Here is a 17,435-nt window from a genome sequence, read left to right as displayed (position 1 = left end):
GAGCCATGACCGCCGCCGTGACCCGGACCGCCGCCGTGACCAGCGCCGCCGTAACCACCGCCGAGTCCACCGCCGTGCCCGGACCCGCGCGACGGTCGGGTGGGTTCTCCTCGACGCGGATCACCCCCAACTGGTTCGCCGCGGTCATGGGGACGGGCATCGTCGCCGTCGCGGCCGCCGGGTTGCCGCTGCAGCCCGACGGGCTGCACACGATGGCGGTGGCGCTCTGGTGCGCGGCGGCCCTGCTGCTGGTGACCCTGCTCGGCGCGTCGCTGCGACTCTGGCATCGGCATCGCCCGATCGCTCGCAGCCACCACCGCGACCCGGTCATGGCGCACTTCGTCGGCGCGCCGCCGATGGCGATGATGACGGTGGGGGCCGGGGCCATGCTGGTGGGGCGTGACGTCATCGGGGCTCGGGCCGCCCTGGTCGTCGACATCGTGCTCTGGACGGCCGGGACCCTGACCGGGCTCGCCACCGCCGCCCTGGTGCCGTACCGACAGTTCACCCGGCACGAGCTGCGCCTCACCGACGCCTTCGGCGGCTGGCTGATGCCGGTGGTCCCGCCGATGGTGTCGGCCTCCACCGGGGCCCTGCTCGTCCCGCAGCTGCCCGCCGGGCAGCCCCGCGAGAACTTCGTGCTGCTCTGTTACTGCCTCTTCGGCGTGAGCCTGCTGGCCAGCCTCGTCGTCATCACGCTGGTCTGGCTGCGGTTGGCGAGCCGGGACGTCGGGCCGGCCGCGATGGTGCCGACCCTCTGGATCGTCCTCGGACCGCTGGGGCAGTCCGTCACCGCCGCCAACCTTCTCGGCGGCGTCGCGGCCACGGCGATGCCCGCGCCCTACGGTGAGGCCTTCCAAGCCTTCGGGCTGGTCTACGGCCTGCCGGTCTTCGGCTTCGCGATGCTGTGGGCCGTCATCGCCGGAGCGGTCACCGTCCGCACCGCCCGTCGCGGCCTGCCCTTCGCCCTCACCTGGTGGTCGTTCACCTTCCCGGTCGGCACGTGCGTCACCGCGGCGACGGGGCTGGCACTGCACTCCGGGTCACACCTCTTCGCCGCCGCCGCCGTCGTCGGGTTCGTCGCGCTCGTCGCGGCCTGGGCCGTGGTCGCCGGCCGCACCCTGCACGGCTGCGTCGTCGGCGACCTGCTCCGCGCTCAGACCGAGGTCGGCGCCGGTGCGGTGAGCCGCGCGGAGTAGATGCTGTAGCCGTCGATCCAGCGGGCCACCGCGGTCGCCAGCGCCGTGGCCAGCACGATCGGCACCATGAGGCCGAAGCCGCTGTGGGTCAGCTCGAGCACCAGCGCCACCGCCGTCAACGGTGCCTGCATCGCCGCGCCGAGCAGGGCGGCGGCACCGATCATCGCGTAGGCGCCGACCGGCGAGCCGGGCCAGAGCTGGCTCCAGAGGAGGCCGAGACCGCCGCCGAGGACCGCACCGGTGCTGAGGACCGGCGTCAGCAGCCCGCCCGAGATGCCGGATCCCAGGCAGAGCGCGGTGACGACGGGCTTGAGCAGCGCCAGCGCCAGCAGCAGACCGATGCTGCCGAGACCGAGGAACGCCTCGTGCGCCATCCCCTTGCCGTTGCCGTAGAGCTGCGGATATCGCTGCCCGATGAGCGCCAGGATGCCGAAGGCCAGCAGCGGCGTGACCAGCACCCAAGCGCCGGTCACCCGGTGGTGGGACAACCAGCCGATCACCCGCACGTAGCCGGCGGCCAGCACGCCGGCGAGCGGTCCGAGCAGCAGCGCCCAGACCAGCAGTCGCAGGTCGAAGGCGTGCTCGACGATGCCGAGGTAGGTCGGTTCGCGGGGCAGGTAGAGCCAGGCGGCCAGGGTGGCGGTGGCCGTGCAGGCCAGCGCAGGCAGCACCACCGGCAGGTTCACCGCGCCCACCATCACCTCCGCGGTGAAGAGCGCACCGCCGAGCGGGACGTTGTAGACGCCGGCGAGTCCGGCGCCGGCCCCACAGGCGATGAGCAGGCGTCGCTGCGGGTCGGTGAGGCCGGTCCAGCCGGCAAGCAGGCTGCCCGCGACGGCGCCGAGCAGCTTCGGCGCGGCCTCACGCCCCACCGAGGCGCCGAGGCCGATGACCACCTCCGAGAGCACGGCGGTGCCGGTGCTGCGCCGGAAGGACAGCCGCCCCGCGCCGCTCCAGAGGACGTCGTCCACCTCGCTGCGGCGGCCCGGTGTGAAACGGCGCAGCAGGTACCAGCCGGGGCCGGCGATGACTCCCGCGACGAGCAGCGGCCAGGCCCGGTCCCAGCCCTCGGCACGCCCCACGGCTGCCGTGAAACCGCGGCCGTCGAAACCGACGTCGAAGGCGAGGTGCTGGACCGCGAAGAGCAGGGCCATCAGCGCGGCACCGATCAGGCCGGCAAGGCCGCCGGTGGCCAGCAGCGCCAGCCACAGCCGCAGCGTCAGCCGGGCCTCACCGTCGCCGGTGACGTTGGGCTGCAGCATCGACCCGACGCCCGAGGGCATCCTGGTCCTGAGTAGCGGCGCGGGACGGCGCTGCCGCTGGCTCACGCCGTCACCGCCAGCCCGGCGCCCGCCGCGAGCAGGCTCAGCGCGACCGTGCCGGCGGCGTAGCCGAGCGTGGGCAGCGGCGCCCGCCGCTGCGCGAGCCGCACCGTCTCCACGCTCGCGGTGGAGAACGTGGTGTAACCGCCGCAGAGCCCGGTGCCGAGGACGACACGGAGGTCGCCCGGAGCGCCACGGAACATGACCCAGCCCGTCAGCAGCCCCAGCAGCAACGACCCGGTGACGTTGATCAGCAACGTCCCCCACGGGAAACCGTCGCCGAGGCGGGCCTTCACCGCGCCGTCCACGCCGAAGCGGAGCACCGAGCCGAGGCCACCGGCCAGCACGGCGAGCAGGACGATCACGGCGTCCGACCCGTCACGCGCCGGGCCAGGCCGATGCCCAGCCACGCCACCAGCGCGCCGACGACCACCGTCGTCCCGACGTAGGCCAGAGCCAACCCCGCGACATGGTCGCGGACGAGCAGGTCGGTCTCGACGGCGAGCGTGCTGTAGGTCGTCAGGCCGCCGCAGAACCCGGTGCCGACCAGCAGCCGCAGCCGACGGCGACCGCCGGTGTCGGAGCCGGCGCGACTCAGCGCTTCGAGCAGCACGCCCAGCACGAGCGCGCCGACCAGGTTGGCGACGAAGGTGCCGGCGGGCCAGTGACCCGGTCGTGCCGGGCCCAGCGTCTCGACGCCGAGACGGGCGGCGGTGCCGAGGGCACCGCCGACGAAGACGAGCAGCAGCGCCGCCGGTTGCCGGTGCAGCGGACGGCTGCCCGTCCCGCTGGCCGGAGCCGCGGGGACGGCGCGGGGATCTGGCGAGGACAGGGCTATCCCTCCCGGTGTCGACACGAGAAGGAACCATCAGCCGGGACGGCGGTTCGATCGAGGCTTCGATCAGGCGGGATCCATCGCCGCGGACATTCTAACGCGGCCTCGCCGTCCGGACCGCGAGACGGTTGTCCGCGGCAGGGAACGCCGTCGGTGACGCGGACCGGAGCGCCGGGCAGGTCGGGGTCGTGACCACGTCCGACCCCTGGCAGGAGGCCCGTGCGCAGGCCGACCGCGTCCACAGCCGGCTCGTCGAGCTCGGCGCCACCGTTGCGACGGCCGAGTCGCTCACCGGCGGGCTCATCGGCGCCCTGTTGACCGAGGCCCCGGCCACCAGCGTCACCTATCGCGGTGGCCTCATCGTCTACGGCGAGGACACCAAGCAGCACATGGCCGGCGTCGACGACGAGCTGCTGGAGACCCACGGCCCCGTCCACCCCACCGTCGCCGCGCAGCTCGCCGCCGGTGCCGGTAGTCGCGTCGACGCCGACTACGGCCTCGGCATCACCGGGGTCGCCGGTCCGCCGGACGCAGGGCGGCCGGCCGGTGGGCGAGGTCCACGTCGGGATCGCCTCGGCGCGCGGTGCGGACAGCCGTCAGCACCACCTGGAGGGCACCCGCGGGGAGATCCGGGTGGCGGCGGCGATCGCGGCGCTGGGTGATCTGGTCGCCGTCCTGGACAGCCACACGGCACAATCGGCCTCGTGAGCGACTTCGCGAGCCTGCACGCGCACGGCCTGGCGCGGGTGGCCGCCGCCACCCCGTTGACCGCCACCGCCGATCCCGCCCGCAATGCCGAGGCCACCGTCGAGCTCGCCCGCCGGGCCGATGCCGAGGGCGTGGACCTGGTGGTCTTCCCCGAACTCAACCTCTCGTCCTACGCCATCGACGACCTGCTGCTGCAGGACGCCCTCCTCGACGCCACCGAGGCGGCGGTCGCGACGGTGCGGGAGGCGAGCCGGGACCTCTCCCCGGTGTTGCTGGTCGGCGCCCCGCTGCGGCACCAGGGCCGGCTCTACAACACGGCGGTGGTGATCAGCCACGGCGAGATCCTCGGCGTCGTCCCCAAGACCTTCCTGCCGAACTACCGGGAGTACTACGAGAAGCGCTGGTTCGCGTCGGGGGCCGGCACCGCGGGTGGCGAGATCAGCGTCGCCGGTGCGCGGGTGCCGTTCGGCAACGACCTCGTCTTCGCCGCCGACGATCTCGCCGACTTCGTCGTCGGCGTCGAGATCTGCGAGGACTTCTGGGCCACCGTCCCCCCGTCGTCCCACCTCGCCCTGGCCGGGGCAACCGTGCTCGCCAACCTCTCGGCCTCCAACATCACGGTCGGCAAGTCCGCCGATCGCGCGGCGCTCTCGGCGGCGCAGTCGGCCCGGGCCGTCGCTGCCTACGTCTACTCCGCGGCGGGGCCCGGCGAGTCGAGCACCGATCTGTCCTGGGACGGCCAGGGCACCGTGCACGAGATGGGTGCGCTGCTCGCCGAGTCGGAGCGTTTTCGCGACGATGCGCAATTGCTGGTGGCCGACGTCCACCTCGCTCGCATCCGATTGGAAAGGATGCGGACCGGCACGTTCCACGACTCGGCCCGGCTCGCCGGGGCCGGGCCGGTGCGGCGCGTCGGCTTCAGCCACCGCCCGCACGGCCGTGACGTCGGCCTGCGCCGGCCGCAGCGCCGCTTCCCCTTCGTGCCGGACGAGCGCGCCCACCTCGACCAGGACTGCTACGAGGCCTTCAACATCCAGGTCGCAGCGCTGGCGCGGCGCTTCGCGTCAGCCGGCGACCGGATGATCATCGGCGTCTCCGGTGGGCTGGACTCCACCCACGCCCTGATCGTGGCGGCCAAGGCCTGCGACAGGTTGGGGATCCCGCGCAGCACCATCCTCGGCTACACGATGCCGGGCTTCGCGACGGGTGACGCGACGAAGTCCAACGCGTGGGCGCTGATGCGGGCGCTCGGCATCGAAGCCGCCGAGATCGACATCCGCCCGGCGGCCGAGCAGATGCTCGCCGACATGGGCCACCCCTACAGTCGCGGCGAGCGGTCACGCGAGGTCTACGACGTGACCTTCGAGAACGTCCAGGCCGGGCTGCGGACCGACTACCTCTTCCGGTTGGCCAACCAGCACGGCGGCTTCGTCGTCGGCACCGGCGACCTCAGCGAGCTGGCGCTGGGCTGGTGCACCTACGGCGTCGGCGACCAGATGAGCCACTACGCGGTGAACTCCGGTGTCCCCAAGACGCTGATCCAGTACCTCATCCGCTGGAGCGTCAGCAGCGGACAGTTCGACGAGCCCACCGGCGAGCTGCTGACCTCGATCCTGGACACCGAGATCTCCCCCGAACTCGTCCCGGCCGACGAGGAGACCGGGGCGATGCAGAGCACCGAGGACCGCATCGGCCCCTACGAGCTGCACGACTTCTTCCTCTTCCACGTGCTGCGCTACGGCCTGGCGCCCTCGACCGTCGCCTTCCTGGCGTGGCACGCCTGGCGCGACGCCGACGCCGGGAACTGGCCGGCCGGTTTTCCCGACGACGGCCGCCACGCCTACGACCTGGCGACGATCACCCGCTGGCTGCGGGAGTTCCTGCAGCGCTTCTTCGGCTTCTCGCAGTTCAAGCGGTCGGCGCTGCCCAATGGTCCCAAGGTCAGCGCGGGCGGGGCCCTCTCGCCACGCGGCGACTGGCGGGCCCCCTCCGACGGCAGCGCGGCCGCGTGGCTCGCCGAACTGGAGCGCAACGGGCCGACGTGATCAGCGCGGGCGGCACAGAGTCAGCGCGGGCGGCGCAACTCGTAGAGCATGATCGCCGCCGCGGCGGCGAGGTTCAGTGACTCGGCCGTCCCCGTCATGGGGATCCGGACGGCGAGCGTGCTCGGCACGTCGGCAGGCAGCCCCTGCCGCTCGCTGCCCAGCACCAGGACGGGACTCTGCGGGTAGTCGACGCCCCAGTGATCGGACGTGGCGGCACCGGTGACGGCGACGATCTCCCGGTCCGCCGCCGCGGCCGCCGCCGCGAGGGTGGCGAGGTCGGGCAGCCGCAGCACCGGCACAGCGAAGAGCGATCCCATGCTCGCCTTCACCACGGCCGGGGAGTACGGATCCACGGCGTCGCCGACCAGCACCACCGCGGCCGCGCCGGCGGCGTCGGCGGTACGGACCACGGAGCCGACGTTGCCGGGGTTGGCCGGTTCGAAGAGGGCGACGACCGGGCCGGGACGGGCCAGGAGGTCCACGGCCGAGGGCGCCGGCCGGCGGACCACGGCGGCGACCCCGGCGGGGCCGTCACGCTCAGATATCCGGGTGAAGACATCGCGGGAGAGGTCGACGACCCGCGTGGTCCCGGCCAGCTCCCGCACCATTCGACCCGCCGGGGAGTCGCCGAGCAGCTCGGTGCACGTGAGGACGACCTCGACGTCCCAGCCGGCCTCCAACGCGCGTCCCGTCGGCTGCGCCCCTTCGACGACGAAGGCCCCGTCGCGCTCACGGTGGCGGCGATCGGTGAGCAGTCGCCTTACCCGCTTGACCAGCGGATTCGCCGGGCTGGTGATGCGGTCGTCCGGCGCGGTCACACCGGCGACCCTAGCGTCAGCCGGGGGTGGGGTTGGTGGGTCTGATCAGATGGTGGGCAGGGCTCGCGCCGCGACGACCTCGTCGGCCAGCGCCCGCAGCCGCGACTCGCTGCGGCCGGCGGCCCGTCCCAGCAGCTCGACGGCCTCGGACTCGGTCGCATGGTGGCGCGCCATCACGATGCCGATCGCCATCCCCACGCGACGCGACGACTGCAGCGTCTCCTCGAGGTTGTCGAGCACCCCGTCGAGGTGCTGCACGCTGGCGCGCATCACATCCAGTTCCAGACGGCACTCCTCGATGCCGCAGGTGCTGGTCTCAGCGTCGTCGTGCGCCATGGCTGCGCCTCGGGCGCCTATCGCGATCATGACGTCAATTGAACCAGTTCAGTTGCGCGCTACCTATGATTCGGCTCGCAATCAGGCAGCCGAAAGACCCGAGTTTCCGGGCCTTGGACGGTGATTTGTCAGCGCCAGGGACGGTCCGAGCGTTTCGTCCAATAGTCCTCCGGTGCCTCCGGGGCGGTGACGACCGTCACCAACTCCTCGTCGGTCAGCCCGAGCTCGACCGCCGCGAGATTGCTGCGCAGCTGCGCGACGGTGACCGCGCCGGAGAGCACGCGTGGCCGCCACGGCTGGGCGAGGACAGCGGCGAGGGCGACCGTGTCGGCACCCACGCCGTGAGCCGCGGCGATCCTCCTCACCGCGGCCGCCGCCGGCGCCGGGTCATCGCTGCCGGGCGCGAGCCGGCCGTTGGCCATCCCCTCCTTGATCACCACGACGAGCCCCGACGCGGCAGCCTCGGCCAGGGCCGTGCCCGCGGAGGTCTCGAGAACGTTCCAGGTCGACTGGACGATCCGGAAGAGCGGGCTCCCGCCGCGGGCGATCGGCAGCGCACGCCGGATGGTCTCCCCCTGCCTCGGCCCGGAGGTGGAGAAGCCGACGGTGACCCCGGCGTCGCGCAGGCGGGCGAGGGCGTCGAGTGCCATGGCGTCGTCGAAGAGCGGATCGTCGGGCATGACGGAGTGCACCTGGTAGCCGGCGAGCCGATCGCCGAGCAGGTCACGGGTCTCGGCGAGCTGCCGGTCGAAGGCCACCGCCGAGTGGTCCTTGATCTCGTGGACCTCCGCGTCGAGGCGCCACTGGCCGACGTAGCGGTACCCCCACTTCGAGGCGATCACGACGTCGTCGACCTCCGGTCGCGAGCGCAGCCACCCGGCGAGGAACTCCTCGGCGCGACCGTAGGAGCGCGCCGCGTCGACGTAGCGCACCCCGGCCGCGTAGGCCGCATCGAGCAGCTGCCCGGTCAGCGCCTGCATCGCCTCGACCGAACGCGCGCTCCCGAGGTCCTGGTCGCGGCCGGCGGTGATGTAGGCGGGGCGACCCAGGGCGGCGAGGCCCAGCCCGAACCGCTCCGTGATCGTCTCCGCCATTGCGCTCCTCTGGTCCGTCGTCGTCGGTGGTGGCCGTCGTGCGTGCCCGCTGCCAGGATCGGTGATACCCACCCCCGACCCCTCGGAGTGCCGCGCATGACGCATCTGGTGAACGATCTCGACGCCGTGGTGACCGAGGCGATCGACGGCCTGATCCGCTCGGCCGGTGGGGCCCTGGCCCGGCTCGACGGCTATCCCGACGTCAAGGTCGTCCTCCGGACCGAGGCCGACGCCGGACACGTCGCGCTGGTCTCCGGTGGCGGCGCCGGGCACGAGCCCGCGCACGCCGGTTTCGTCGGACGCGGCATGCTCACCGCCGCCGTCTGCGGCGAGATCTTCGCCTCCCCCAGCGTGGACGCCGTCCTCGCCGCCATCCTCGCCGTGACCGGCGACGCCGGCTGCCTGGTGATCGTGAAGAACTACACCGGCGATCGGCTCAACTTCGGCCTCGCGGTCGAGCGCGCGCGCACGCTGGGGTTGGAGGTCGAGATGGTCGTCGTCGGCGACGACATCGCCCTGCCCGACACCCCGCAGCCGCGGGGTCTGGCCGGCACCCTGCTGGTGCACAAGATCGCCGGTGCCGTCGCGGAGTCCGGGGCCGATCTTGCCACCGTTGCCGGCATCGCCCGACAGGTCGCCGACGGCGTCCGCACCCTCGGGGTGTCGCTGAGTCCGGTCGCCATCCCCGGCCGCCCGGTCGAGGACCGCATCGCCGAGGGCCGCGCCGAGCTCGGTCTCGGCATCCACGGCGAACCGGGTGCCGAGACGATCGACGTCGCCAGCGCCCGGGCAGTGGTCGGCACCATGACCGAGCGACTCGCCGCCACCGTGGCCGACGGTCCGCTGGCGCTGCTCGTCAACAATCTCGGCGGCATCGCCGCGCTGGAGCTCGGCGTGGTGCTCCGCGACGTCCTCGACACCCCTCTCGGGCAGCGGGTCGAGCTCGTCACCGGTCCCGCCGCGCTGATGACCTCCCTCTCGGCGCAGGGGCTCTCCCTCACGGTGCTGCCACTCACCGACGCCCTGCGAGACGGGCTCACGGCACCGGTGGCCGCGCACACCGCCTGGCCGGCCGCGCGGACGGTCGGCGCGGTGGCGCTCCGGCCGCTGCCGGACCTCGCCCACGACGCCCCGGCACCGTCGTCCGACGCCGGCGTGCGGCGGCTGCTCGAGGGGGTCGCCGCGGCCCTCGTCGACGCCGAGGCCGAGCTGAACGCCCTCGACGCGAAGGTCGGCGACGGCGACACCGGCTCGACCTTCGCCACCGCCGCCCGACGCGTCGCGGCCTCGCTCGATCAGCTGCCGCTGGCCGAACCGGCGGCGCTGTGCCGGGCGCTCTCCACCACGCTCGCCACCGCCATGGGTGGCTCCAGCGGGGTGTTGGGATCGATCTTCTTCGCCGCGGCCGGGACGGCGTTGGACGAGGGCGCCGAGGTTCCCGACGCGCTCGCCAGCGGTGCCGAGTCGATGCAGCGCCACGGCGGGGCCGCCCCCGGTGACCGCACCCTGCTCGACGCGCTCGTACCCGCGCTGGCAGCCCTGCGCGACGGCGGCCTCGCTGACGCCGCGGCGGCGGCCGAGGCGGGCGCCAACGCGACCGCGGGGATGACCCGCGCCGCCGCCGGCCGCTCCGCCTACGTCTCTGCCGAGCATCTCCACGAGGTACGCGACCCGGGCGCAGCCGCCATCGCGATCATGCTCCGCGCGGCCGCCGAGGCGGCCACGACCGAGTCGCCGTGACCCTTCCGACGTCGATGGCCGGGGGCGGAGGCGACCGGCCATCCTGCGCATCTTTGCGGTATCCGGATTGCCCGCCGCGGTCCCGCGACGATGGACTACCGCTGACGCGGGTGATCGACACAAGACACCCGCGCTGAGCCATGTCACGAGGTAGGACTGCTTGGACAACTGCGGCGGCAGACTCGACATCGCCGAGGCCGAGATTGAGAACTTGAAGATCGCGCTCACGAGCGCCCGCCGGATCGGCGCCGCTGTCGGCATCATCATGGTGCGACGCGGGATCACCGACGAGGCCGCCTTCGCGGTGCTGAGCAAGGCCAGTCAGGACCGCAACCAGAAGTTGCGCGACCTCGCCGAGCACGTCGTCCTCACCGGCGAGCTGCCCGACTGACGCGTCCTCGGGCAGCGACCAGGGTCTCCGACCGGCGATCAGGGCAGCCGGCCGGTGCTGACGAGGTGCGCCGCGATGTCGGCGATGGAGTGGCCGATGTCGGCGGCGACGGTCTGCAGGATGCGCTCGGCGTGATCGACGGTGATCTTGAGCTTGTCCGCGACGATGCCGATGGCCATGCCGACGGTGCGACTGTCCGTCAGTTGCCGGGAGAGTTCGGCGTTGCGTTCGCGGAGCGCGGCGAGTCGGTCGGCCAACTCGTCGGCTACGGCGTCGGGGGCGACGGGCAGCGGACGGGATGTGGTGGATTCCAGCTGGATCGTCATCTCTGGTGTCCGATCGTCGGGCGATGACCGGGCTCTCGGGTCGAGCAGCATGTCGCGGTCTTTCACTGCACCACAGCGGCCCCCCGGCGGGCCAGGGCCTTGTCCGGTGACCTCACAAGATCATCCGCGGAGCGCATAGTCCGCAATCCGGATGCCCGCTTCCGGCCGCGAGGGCGGGACGCCGTTTCCGTGGGGCGAACCCCGACCCCGGCGGGTCAGCGCATCCGGCAGGTCAGCGCACCCGGCGCGGCCTGGGGAGCGGTCGTCCGGCGATGGCGACAGCCTCCGCCTGCGGCAGCCCGAACATGGTGAGCATGTTCTGCGCGAGCTCGTCGGCGGCGCGGTCCACCTCGCGGCGGCGAGCGCCGAAGGTGTGGATCACGCCCATCAACGCGCCGCCCACGCAGGCCAGCGCGACCTGGACGTCCCGGTAGCGGAACCGTCCCGCCGCCTTGGCCCGCTCCAGGTCGCGCAGCGCCCGGGGCGCCAGACCGCGATCGCTGTCGAGATAGGCGGGACCGGTGCGGACCATGATCGCGGCCAGGTCGGGGCGCGTCTTGGGGAACCGGGCCGTGATCCGCAGGCTGGCGGCGAAGATTTCGGCGGGGTCGTCGAGATCCGCGGTGAGCTCGTCGAGCATCGCGCCGTGCTCGTCCAGGACCTCGACGATCGCCGCGGCGAAGGCGTCGTCCTTGGAATCGAAGTGGTTGTAGAAGGAGCCGAAGCCGACGTCGGCGGTGTCGGTGATCTGCTTGATGCTCACCGTCGCCGGGTCGCGTTCGATCAGCAGCGCGCGGGCGGCGTGGACCAGCGCCGCCCGGGTCCGGGCCTTGCGACGCTCCGACCGGGACTCCGTCACCTCGTCGACCATAGACCGATGATAGCTCATTTCTGATGAGGCGATCATTCATGATGCACGTCTGGACCGCGCGACGTCGCGGACCCGATCCTGGTGCTCCCACGGCATCCGGAGGTGAGCGACGTGACCGCACCGGCGACGCACGGCGCCCTGCACAGCGAGGACGGCGCCGAGCGCGGTGACCGTCCTGACCGCTCCCGCAACCCCGTCGTCAAGGTCGAGGATCTGGCCTGGCTGGAGTTCACCAAACCCGACCTCGACGCCGCCGAACGCTTCGCCCACGACTTCGGCTTCGCCACCGCGGCCCGGACCGCCGACGCGCTCTACCTGCGCGGAGCCCTCGCCGGCGGGGTCTGCGTCGTCGTGCGGCGCGGTCCGGCCTCCCGCTTCGTCGGCCCCACCTTCCGGGCGGCCGACCGTGAGGACGTCCGGCGGCTGGCGGCGGCGCACGGGACGCTCCCAACCGCAGTCACCGACCCCTGCGGCGGCCTCGCCGTCGACCTGCGGGATCCCTCTGGGATGCCGGTGCGGGTCGTCGCCGACGCGACCGTCCTGCCCGAGCTGAACCGGCAGCGACCGCTCACCGTGAACACGCCCGACGAGCTGGCCCGGGTCAACGCCATGCAGCGCCCGCCGCGGCAGCCGGCGCGCATCGAACGGCTCGGACACGTCGTCATCGAGTCGGCGTCGTTCAGTAGGGACCTCGACTGGTACCTCGACAACTTCGGACTGATCGTCTCGGACTTCCTCTACTACGCCGGCCAGCGCGACCGCGGACCGAGCATGGCCTTCATCCGCTGCGATCTCGGCGAGACCCCGGCCGACCACCACACGCTGGCGATGAATCTCGGCCCGGGCCGGCGCTACATCCACTCGGCCTATCAGGTGGCGGGGCTCGACGCGATGGCCGCCGGCCAGGCATACCTCGCCGAGCGGCGCTATCGCCACGCCTGGGGCATCGGCCGGCACATCGAGGGCAGCCAGATCTTCGACTACTGGCGTGACCCGGACGGCTTCATGGTCGAGCACTTCACCGACGGCGACATGTTCGACCGCTCCGTGGCGGCCGGCTGGGCGCCGATGTCCGCCTCCGGCCTGTCGCAGTGGGGGCCCAAGGTCACCGCCGAGTTCCTCGGCACCAAGCCCTCGGCGTCCATGGCGCGCCACGTGCTCACCTCGCTCGCCGACCGTGACAACGAGTTCGACCTCCGCCGACTCCTCGGCCTGATCAAGGTGGCTGCCACATGAGCACGACCTTCGTCCGCCACGACACCGGTACTGACGCGGGTACCGACACCGGGCCGCGCTGGGGGCTGCTCGTCGGCGACGCCGTCCACGAGCTCCCCGCCTCGATCCAGCAGACCGCCGAGGTCATCGGTGAGGCCGCCGCGCTGGCCGAGACCGCTCGGACCGCAGCAGCCACGCCGCTGCACGAGCTGCGGCTGCTGCCGCCGACCCCCGGTGCCCGCATCCTCTGCCAGGGGGCGAACTACCGCTCCCACATGGTCGAGTCCGGGATGGACCCCGACCGCGCCTTCAACATGCTCTTCACCAAGTCGACCGCGTCGCTCTCCGGCCCCGAGGACGACATCGTCCGCCCGGCCCACGTCCGCCTGCTGGACTACGAGGTGGAGCTGGGCATCGTGCTGCGGGCAGCGATCACCGGCCCCACCGAGGTCACCGACGCGACGCTGGCCGACTACGTCGGCGGCTTCGTCGTCGCCAACGACGTCTCCGCGCGCGACATCCAGCTGCCGCAGGGGCAGTGGTACAAGGGCAAGTCGTATCGCAGCTTCTGCCCGGTCGGCCCCTACCTCGTGGTGCCGGAACGCGACGAGGTGGCCCGCTGGTCGCAGCTGCGGCTGCGGCTCTCGGTGAACGGCGAGCTGCGGCAGGAGGGCCTGGCCGGCGACATGGCCTTCGGCCCGGCGGCGACGCTCACCGAACTCTCGCAGCTCGAGGACCTCGCCCCCGGCGACCTGCTGCTCACCGGCACCCCCGGCGGCGTAGCGCTGCAGCCGCCGCCGGCCGCGGTGCAGCGCATCGCCGGTCTGCTGCCCGAGGCCCGCCGCTGGGCGCTCTTCGTCACGGGGCAGTCCCGCAGCGAGGCCTACCTGCGACCCGGTGACCTCGTCGAGGCGAGCATCCGCAGCGACGACGGCGCATTGGACCTCGGCACGCAGCGGACCCGGGTGCGATGACCGCGGACGAACCGGAGTTGCGCCGCAGCCAGGTCGTCGTCGTGGGGTGCGGCCCCACCGGCGCCACCGCGGCGATCTCGCTGGCGCAGCGCGGCCTCGAGGTGCTCGTCCTGGAACGCTGGTCCGAGCCCTACCCGCTCCCGCGGGCCGTCCACTTCGACGACGAGGTGTACCGCATCTTCGGCGACCTCGGCATCGCCGACGAGCTGGCCGACATCTCCCGCCCGGCGCCGGGGATGCAGCTGGTCGATGCCCGGCTGCGGCCGCTGGCGACCTTCCGCCGCGACCCCGCCGGCGGCCGGTACGGCTATCCGCAGGCCAACATGTTCGACCAGCCCGAGCTCGAGCGCGTGCTGCGTCGGCGGATGGCGGACTTCGACGCCATCACCGTCCTCGCCGGGATGGCGGTGGTCGGCATCGACCAGCCTCGCCGCGCCGGGGAGCCGACGACCGTCCGGGCCCGCTCGGTCGCCGACGGGACCGAGCTCGTCGTCGCCGCCGATGCCGTCCTCGGCTGCGACGGCGCCAACAGCACGGTGCGCAGCCTGCTCGGCGCGAGGCTGCGCAGCCTCGGCTTCGAGCAGCGGTGGATGGTCGTGGACGTCACCAGCCCCGTCGCCCTCGACGTCTACGACGGCGTGCAGCAGGTCTGCGACGCCGACCGGGCGGCGACCTTCATGATGGTGACCCCCGGCCGGTACCGCTGGGAGTTCCGGCTCCGTGCCGACGAGGCGGCCGAGGACGTCACCGACGAGGACGTCCGCCGGCTGATCGATCCCTGGCTGGGCGGGGTCGACCCGCAGCAGCTGACGGTGGTCCGCCGGACCTGGTACACCTTCCGCGGCGCCGTCGCCGACCACTGGCGACACGGCCGGGTCTTCCTGCTCGGCGACGCGGCGCACCTCACCCCACCCTTCATCGGGCAGGGCATGTGCGCCGGCATCCGCGACGCGGCCAATCTGGGCTGGAAGCTGGCCGCCGTCCTCGCCGGTGCGGCCGGCGAGCGGCTGCTCGACACCTACGAGCAGGAGCGTCGCCCCTTCACCGAGCGGGTCGTCCGGCTCGCCATCGGCGTGGGCTGGGTGATGACCGGCGGCTCGGCCGGCTCCGGAGCGCTGCGCCGGGCCGCGCTGCGCGGCCTGTCCCGGCTGCCCGGCGTCGAGGACCGGGTGGTCAGCACCGCGATGCCGAGCTTCCCCCGCGGTCCGCTCACCACCGCGCACCGGGCGGCCGGCCAGCTGCTGCCCCATGTCCCGGTCGAGCTCGGGCTCGGCTGGGCGCTGGTCACCCTCGACGCCGCCGCGGTGGACGTCTTCGAGCCGCAGCTGCTCGCCTGGTTCGACGAGCTCGGCACCCGCGTCGTCGCGGTCGAGGCCGGCGACCCGGCTGCCGCTCACCTCACCGCCTTCTGCCGCGAGACCGGCGCCCGCGCGCTGCTGGTCCGGCCCGACCGCACCGTGGCCGCCGCGGCCGATCGTCTTGACCTGCGGGCCTGGCGCGAGCAACTGCAGGCGGCCGGGATCTCGGCGGGCTCCGGCGCGCCTCGGGAGCGTGTGAACCATGGCTGAGCGGATCGCGATCGTCACCGGCGCCACCCACGGCATCGGCCGAGCCCTGGCGGTGGAGCTGCGCGACCGCGGCTTCGCTGTCCACGGCACCGGCCGGGACGTCGCCGCGCTGCGCGACCTGGAGCGGGTGGGCATCCACGGCGTGGCCCTCGACGTCACCGACGAGGCGGCTCGGGATCGCTTCGCCGCCGCATTCGACAGCGTCTCGCTGCTGATCAACAACGCCGGCTACGGGCTCATGGGGCCGGTCGTCGAGCTGCCGCCGGCGCAGCTGCGGCACCAGTTCGAGGTGAACACCTTCGCCCCGATCGCACTTGCCGGGGCGCTGCTGCCCGCACTCGTCGCGGCCAGCGGCACGGTCGTGAACGTCACCAGCATCAGCGGCGTCCTGACGACACCCTTCGCCGGTGCCTACTGCGCGTCGAAGGCTGCCCTCAACTCCCTCACCGAGGCGCTGCGGGTGGAGCTGGCCCCCTTCGGCGTCCGGGTGCTCGCACTGCAGCCGGGGCACATCGCCTCGGACTTCGGCAGCACGGCGGGACGGCTCGCCGAACGCGACTGGGCGCAGTCGCGCTACGCGCCGGTGCGGGAGGCCATCGCGCAGCGCGCCCAGGCCTCGCAGCACCGCGCCACCCCGGCCGCGGAGTTCGCCCGCGAGGCGCTGGACCACGTCCTGTCGTCCCGGCCCCGGCCGGTGGCGACCTTCGGCCGTGGCGGCCGGCCGCTGGTCGTCCTGGGACGGTACGTGCCGGCGCGGTGGCGCGACCGGCTGCTGGCCCGCCGGTTCCGGCTGCAGGCGCTGGCCGGCACCGCGGCGGAGGCTCGATGACGACCCCCACCCTCGCGATCGACCTCTACGGCAACCGGGCGCTGGACGATCCCGACGGCACCTATCGCGCGATCCGGGACGCCGGCGCCGCCGTCTGGCTGCCGCGGAACCGGCTCTGGGCGATCGGCCGGTACCGGGACGTCAAGGCCGCGCTGCGCGCCGCGGACGTCTTCACCAGCGGCGCCGGCGTGGCGGCGAACCCGGTCACCAACCGGCTCGGCAGCCACACCGTGCTCGCCAGTGACGGCAGCGACCACAAGCGCCGCCGCGGCGTCATGCTGGACTACCTCGCCGCCCGCCGCGTCGCCGCGCTGGAGCAGACCCTCGTCCCGCGCGCGGAGCAGGTGGTGGACGAGCTGCTCACCCGCCCGCGCTTCGACGCCGTCACCGACTTCGGCGCGGCGCTGCCGGTGGGTATCGTCGCCGACCTGGTGGGGCTGGGCCGGGACGGCGCGTGGATGCTGACCCGCGCCGCCGGCACCTTCGACGCCCTCGGTGGGACGAACCCGCGGCTGCTGCGCGCCGGGGCGCGCGGGCTGTCGCTGAAGCTCTTCGGGGCGCGCCTGCGCGAGCGCGACGTCGCGCCGGGCAGCTGGGCCGCCGGCATCTTCGCCGCCGCCGAGCGGGGCGAGATCAGCCGGGCCGAGGCGCGGGCGATGGTCATCGACTTCACCGCGCCGAGCCTGGACACGACTATCCTCGCCAGCGCGCACCTTCTCGCCCTGCTCGCCGCCGATCCGCAGCTGTGGCAGGCGGTCCGCGCCGACGAGAAGCTCATCGGCCCGATGGTGGCCGAGGCCGTCCGCCTCTCCTCCCCCATCCGGGGCTTCACCCGCCGGGTCGCCTCCGACACCGTGGTGGACGACCAGCCCCTGGCCGCCGGTCAGCGGGTCGCGGTCCTCTTCGCCGCGGCCAACGGCGACGAGCGGCAGTTTCCCGACCCCGCCCGCGTCGACCTGACCAGGCCGGGCAATCAGCAGCTCGGCTGGGGACACGGTCGGCACGCCTGCGTCGGTATGCACCTGGCGAAGCTGGAGATGTCGGCACTGCTCAGGGCGATGCGCGACCGTGTCACCGCCGTCCGGCGGCACGGCCGGGGCACCAGGCTGCGGAACAACACGCTGCAGGGGTATGCCAGCCTCCCCGTCTCGTTCTGCTGAGCGG

General features: G+C 73.4%; 18 protein-coding genes, 1 pseudogene and 1 riboswitch. Of the genes and pseudogenes, 11 read left to right on the top strand and 8 right to left on the bottom strand.

The window, feature by feature from the left end; genetic code table 11:
- Nucleotides 1-5 precede the first annotated feature (5 nt).
- Nucleotides 6-1,199, top strand: coding sequence for a TDT family transporter (locus AC0NZQ_RS19535; RefSeq protein WP_474531749.1), 1,194 nt, complete (start codon nucleotides 6-8; stop codon nucleotides 1,197-1,199).
- Here AC0NZQ_RS19535 and AC0NZQ_RS19530 read toward each other — a convergent pair.
- From AC0NZQ_RS19530 to AC0NZQ_RS19520, 3 genes are all read right to left on the bottom strand, one after another.
- The gene (locus tag AC0NZQ_RS19530; protein WP_474531748.1) at nucleotides 1,157-2,482 is read right to left on the bottom strand and encodes a chloride channel protein; all 1,326 of its coding nucleotides are present in this window, start codon (nucleotides 2,480-2,482) and stop codon (nucleotides 1,157-1,159) included. The two genes, AC0NZQ_RS19535 and AC0NZQ_RS19530, sit on opposite strands and share 43 nt — an antisense overlap.
- A gap of 41 nt (nucleotides 2,483-2,523) precedes the next feature.
- Nucleotides 2,524-2,886, bottom strand: a complete 363-nt coding sequence (locus AC0NZQ_RS19525) for a fluoride efflux transporter FluC (protein ID WP_474531747.1) — start codon at nucleotides 2,884-2,886, stop codon at nucleotides 2,524-2,526.
- A complete protein-coding gene (locus AC0NZQ_RS19520) occupies nucleotides 2,883-3,377 on the bottom strand; it encodes a fluoride efflux transporter FluC (protein ID WP_474531746.1) in 495 nt (164 codons plus the stop codon). Before AC0NZQ_RS19520 ends, AC0NZQ_RS19525 begins: the two co-directional genes overlap by 4 nt.
- Nucleotides 3,374-3,450: riboswitch (Fluoride riboswitch) on the bottom strand. It overlaps the preceding gene by 4 nt.
- A 94-nt stretch (nucleotides 3,451-3,544) precedes the next feature.
- Between AC0NZQ_RS19520 and AC0NZQ_RS19515 the strand changes: the two are divergent.
- The 3 genes and pseudogenes from AC0NZQ_RS19515 to AC0NZQ_RS19505 all read left to right on the top strand — a co-directional run.
- Nucleotides 3,545-3,844, top strand: a pseudogene (locus AC0NZQ_RS19515) (CinA family protein); the annotation flags it as partial.
- On the top strand, nucleotides 3,822-4,064 hold the full coding sequence (locus AC0NZQ_RS19510; RefSeq protein WP_474531745.1) for a CinA family protein: 243 nt from the start codon (nucleotides 3,822-3,824) through the stop codon (nucleotides 4,062-4,064). The pseudogene AC0NZQ_RS19515 and the gene AC0NZQ_RS19510, both read left to right, overlap by 23 nt.
- Nucleotides 4,052-6,109: an NAD(+) synthase gene (locus tag AC0NZQ_RS19505; protein ID WP_474532035.1), complete on the top strand. Its 2,058-nt coding sequence runs from the start codon at nucleotides 4,052-4,054 to the stop codon at nucleotides 6,107-6,109. The genes AC0NZQ_RS19510 and AC0NZQ_RS19505 overlap by 13 nt, the downstream gene beginning before the upstream one ends.
- Nucleotides 6,110-6,129: 20 nt before the next feature.
- On the opposite strand, the gene AC0NZQ_RS19500 is transcribed toward AC0NZQ_RS19505, so the two are convergent.
- From AC0NZQ_RS19500 to AC0NZQ_RS19490, 3 genes are all read right to left on the bottom strand, one after another.
- Nucleotides 6,130-6,927: a TrmH family RNA methyltransferase gene (locus AC0NZQ_RS19500; protein WP_474531744.1), complete on the bottom strand. Its 798-nt coding sequence runs from the start codon at nucleotides 6,925-6,927 to the stop codon at nucleotides 6,130-6,132.
- 45 nt (nucleotides 6,928-6,972) lie between these two features.
- The gene (locus tag AC0NZQ_RS19495) at nucleotides 6,973-7,263 is read right to left on the bottom strand and encodes an ANTAR domain-containing protein (RefSeq protein ID WP_474531742.1); all 291 of its coding nucleotides are present in this window, start codon (nucleotides 7,261-7,263) and stop codon (nucleotides 6,973-6,975) included.
- 128 nt (nucleotides 7,264-7,391) lie between these two features.
- On the bottom strand, nucleotides 7,392-8,357 hold the full coding sequence (locus tag AC0NZQ_RS19490; protein ID WP_474531741.1) for an aldo/keto reductase: 966 nt from the start codon (nucleotides 8,355-8,357) through the stop codon (nucleotides 7,392-7,394).
- Nucleotides 8,358-8,453: 96 nt separating this feature from the next.
- On the opposite strand from AC0NZQ_RS19490, the gene AC0NZQ_RS19485 reads away from it, so the two are divergent.
- Complete coding sequence (locus AC0NZQ_RS19485) at nucleotides 8,454-10,097, top strand: dihydroxyacetone kinase subunit DhaK (RefSeq protein WP_474531740.1); 1,644 nt, start codon at nucleotides 8,454-8,456, stop codon at nucleotides 10,095-10,097.
- Between the two features lie 211 nt (nucleotides 10,098-10,308).
- Nucleotides 10,309-10,488 (top strand): ANTAR domain-containing protein, encoded by a 180-nt coding sequence (locus AC0NZQ_RS19480; RefSeq protein WP_474531739.1) that lies wholly within the window; start codon nucleotides 10,309-10,311, stop codon nucleotides 10,486-10,488.
- 38 nt (nucleotides 10,489-10,526) lie between these two features.
- Here AC0NZQ_RS19480 and AC0NZQ_RS19475 read toward each other — a convergent pair whose 3' ends face one another.
- Together AC0NZQ_RS19475 and AC0NZQ_RS19470 are read right to left on the bottom strand one after the other, a co-directional pair.
- Nucleotides 10,527-10,814, bottom strand: a complete 288-nt coding sequence (locus AC0NZQ_RS19475; protein WP_474531738.1) for an ANTAR domain-containing protein — start codon at nucleotides 10,812-10,814, stop codon at nucleotides 10,527-10,529.
- Nucleotides 10,815-11,046: 232 nt separating this feature from the next.
- Nucleotides 11,047-11,685 carry a TetR/AcrR family transcriptional regulator gene (locus AC0NZQ_RS19470; RefSeq protein ID WP_474531736.1) on the bottom strand — a complete coding sequence of 213 codons (639 nt, stop codon included), beginning with the start codon at nucleotides 11,683-11,685 and terminating at the stop codon, nucleotides 11,047-11,049.
- A gap of 111 nt (nucleotides 11,686-11,796) precedes the next feature.
- On the opposite strand from AC0NZQ_RS19470, the gene AC0NZQ_RS19465 reads away from it, so the two are divergent.
- Genes AC0NZQ_RS19465 through AC0NZQ_RS19445 form a run of 5 tightly spaced genes read left to right on the top strand, consistent with a single transcriptional unit; the run spans nucleotide 11,797 to nucleotide 17,431 of the window.
- Nucleotides 11,797-12,921 carry a VOC family protein gene (locus AC0NZQ_RS19465; protein ID WP_474531735.1) on the top strand — a complete coding sequence of 375 codons (1,125 nt, stop codon included), beginning with the start codon at nucleotides 11,797-11,799 and terminating at the stop codon, nucleotides 12,919-12,921.
- Nucleotides 12,918-13,874 carry a fumarylacetoacetate hydrolase family protein gene (locus AC0NZQ_RS19460; RefSeq protein WP_474531734.1) on the top strand — a complete coding sequence of 319 codons (957 nt, stop codon included), beginning with the start codon at nucleotides 12,918-12,920 and terminating at the stop codon, nucleotides 13,872-13,874. The genes AC0NZQ_RS19465 and AC0NZQ_RS19460 overlap by 4 nt, the downstream gene beginning before the upstream one ends.
- Entirely contained in the window at nucleotides 13,871-15,442 is a 1,572-nt protein-coding gene (gene mhpA / locus AC0NZQ_RS19455; RefSeq protein WP_474531732.1) for a bifunctional 3-(3-hydroxy-phenyl)propionate/3-hydroxycinnamic acid hydroxylase MhpA, read from the top strand. The genes AC0NZQ_RS19460 and mhpA overlap by 4 nt, the downstream gene beginning before the upstream one ends.
- Nucleotides 15,435-16,271 (top strand): SDR family NAD(P)-dependent oxidoreductase, encoded by an 837-nt coding sequence (locus tag AC0NZQ_RS19450; protein WP_474531731.1) that lies wholly within the window; start codon nucleotides 15,435-15,437, stop codon nucleotides 16,269-16,271. The genes mhpA and AC0NZQ_RS19450 overlap by 8 nt, the downstream gene beginning before the upstream one ends.
- Nucleotides 16,268-17,431: a cytochrome P450 gene (locus tag AC0NZQ_RS19445; protein WP_474531730.1), complete on the top strand. Its 1,164-nt coding sequence runs from the start codon at nucleotides 16,268-16,270 to the stop codon at nucleotides 17,429-17,431. The genes AC0NZQ_RS19450 and AC0NZQ_RS19445 overlap by 4 nt, the downstream gene beginning before the upstream one ends.
- Nucleotides 17,432-17,435: the final 4 nt, after the last annotated feature.

It is taken from the genome of Jatrophihabitans sp. sgz311053, assembly GCF_056135305.1.
Note: the sequence above shows the minus strand (reverse complement) of the source record. Positions and strands in the feature narration are given on the sequence as shown.

Bases quoted from the DNA above. Each gene is read 5' to 3' on its own strand.
- mhpA (WP_474531732.1), top strand. From the start codon at position 13,871: ATGACCGCGGACGAACCGGAGTTGCGCCGCAGCCAGGTCGTCGTCGTG.
- AC0NZQ_RS19470 (WP_474531736.1), bottom strand. From the start codon at position 11,685: ATGGTCGACGAGGTGACGGAGTCCCGGTCGGAGCGTCGCAAGGCCCGG.
- AC0NZQ_RS19535 (WP_474531749.1), top strand. From the start codon at position 6: ATGACCGCCGCCGTGACCCGGACCGCCGCCGTGACCAGCGCCGCCGTA.
- AC0NZQ_RS19495 (WP_474531742.1), bottom strand. From the start codon at position 7,263: ATGGCGCACGACGACGCTGAGACCAGCACCTGCGGCATCGAGGAGTGC.
- AC0NZQ_RS19450 (WP_474531731.1), top strand. From the start codon at position 15,435: ATGGCTGAGCGGATCGCGATCGTCACCGGCGCCACCCACGGCATCGGC.
- AC0NZQ_RS19460 (WP_474531734.1), top strand. From the start codon at position 12,918: ATGAGCACGACCTTCGTCCGCCACGACACCGGTACTGACGCGGGTACC.
- AC0NZQ_RS19485 (WP_474531740.1), top strand. From the start codon at position 8,454: ATGACGCATCTGGTGAACGATCTCGACGCCGTGGTGACCGAGGCGATC.
- AC0NZQ_RS19475 (WP_474531738.1), bottom strand. From the start codon at position 10,814: ATGACGATCCAGCTGGAATCCACCACATCCCGTCCGCTGCCCGTCGCC.
- AC0NZQ_RS19445 (WP_474531730.1), top strand. From the start codon at position 16,268: ATGACGACCCCCACCCTCGCGATCGACCTCTACGGCAACCGGGCGCTG.
- AC0NZQ_RS19530 (WP_474531748.1), bottom strand. From the start codon at position 2,482: ATGCCCTCGGGCGTCGGGTCGATGCTGCAGCCCAACGTCACCGGCGAC.
- AC0NZQ_RS19490 (WP_474531741.1), bottom strand. From the start codon at position 8,357: ATGGCGGAGACGATCACGGAGCGGTTCGGGCTGGGCCTCGCCGCCCTG.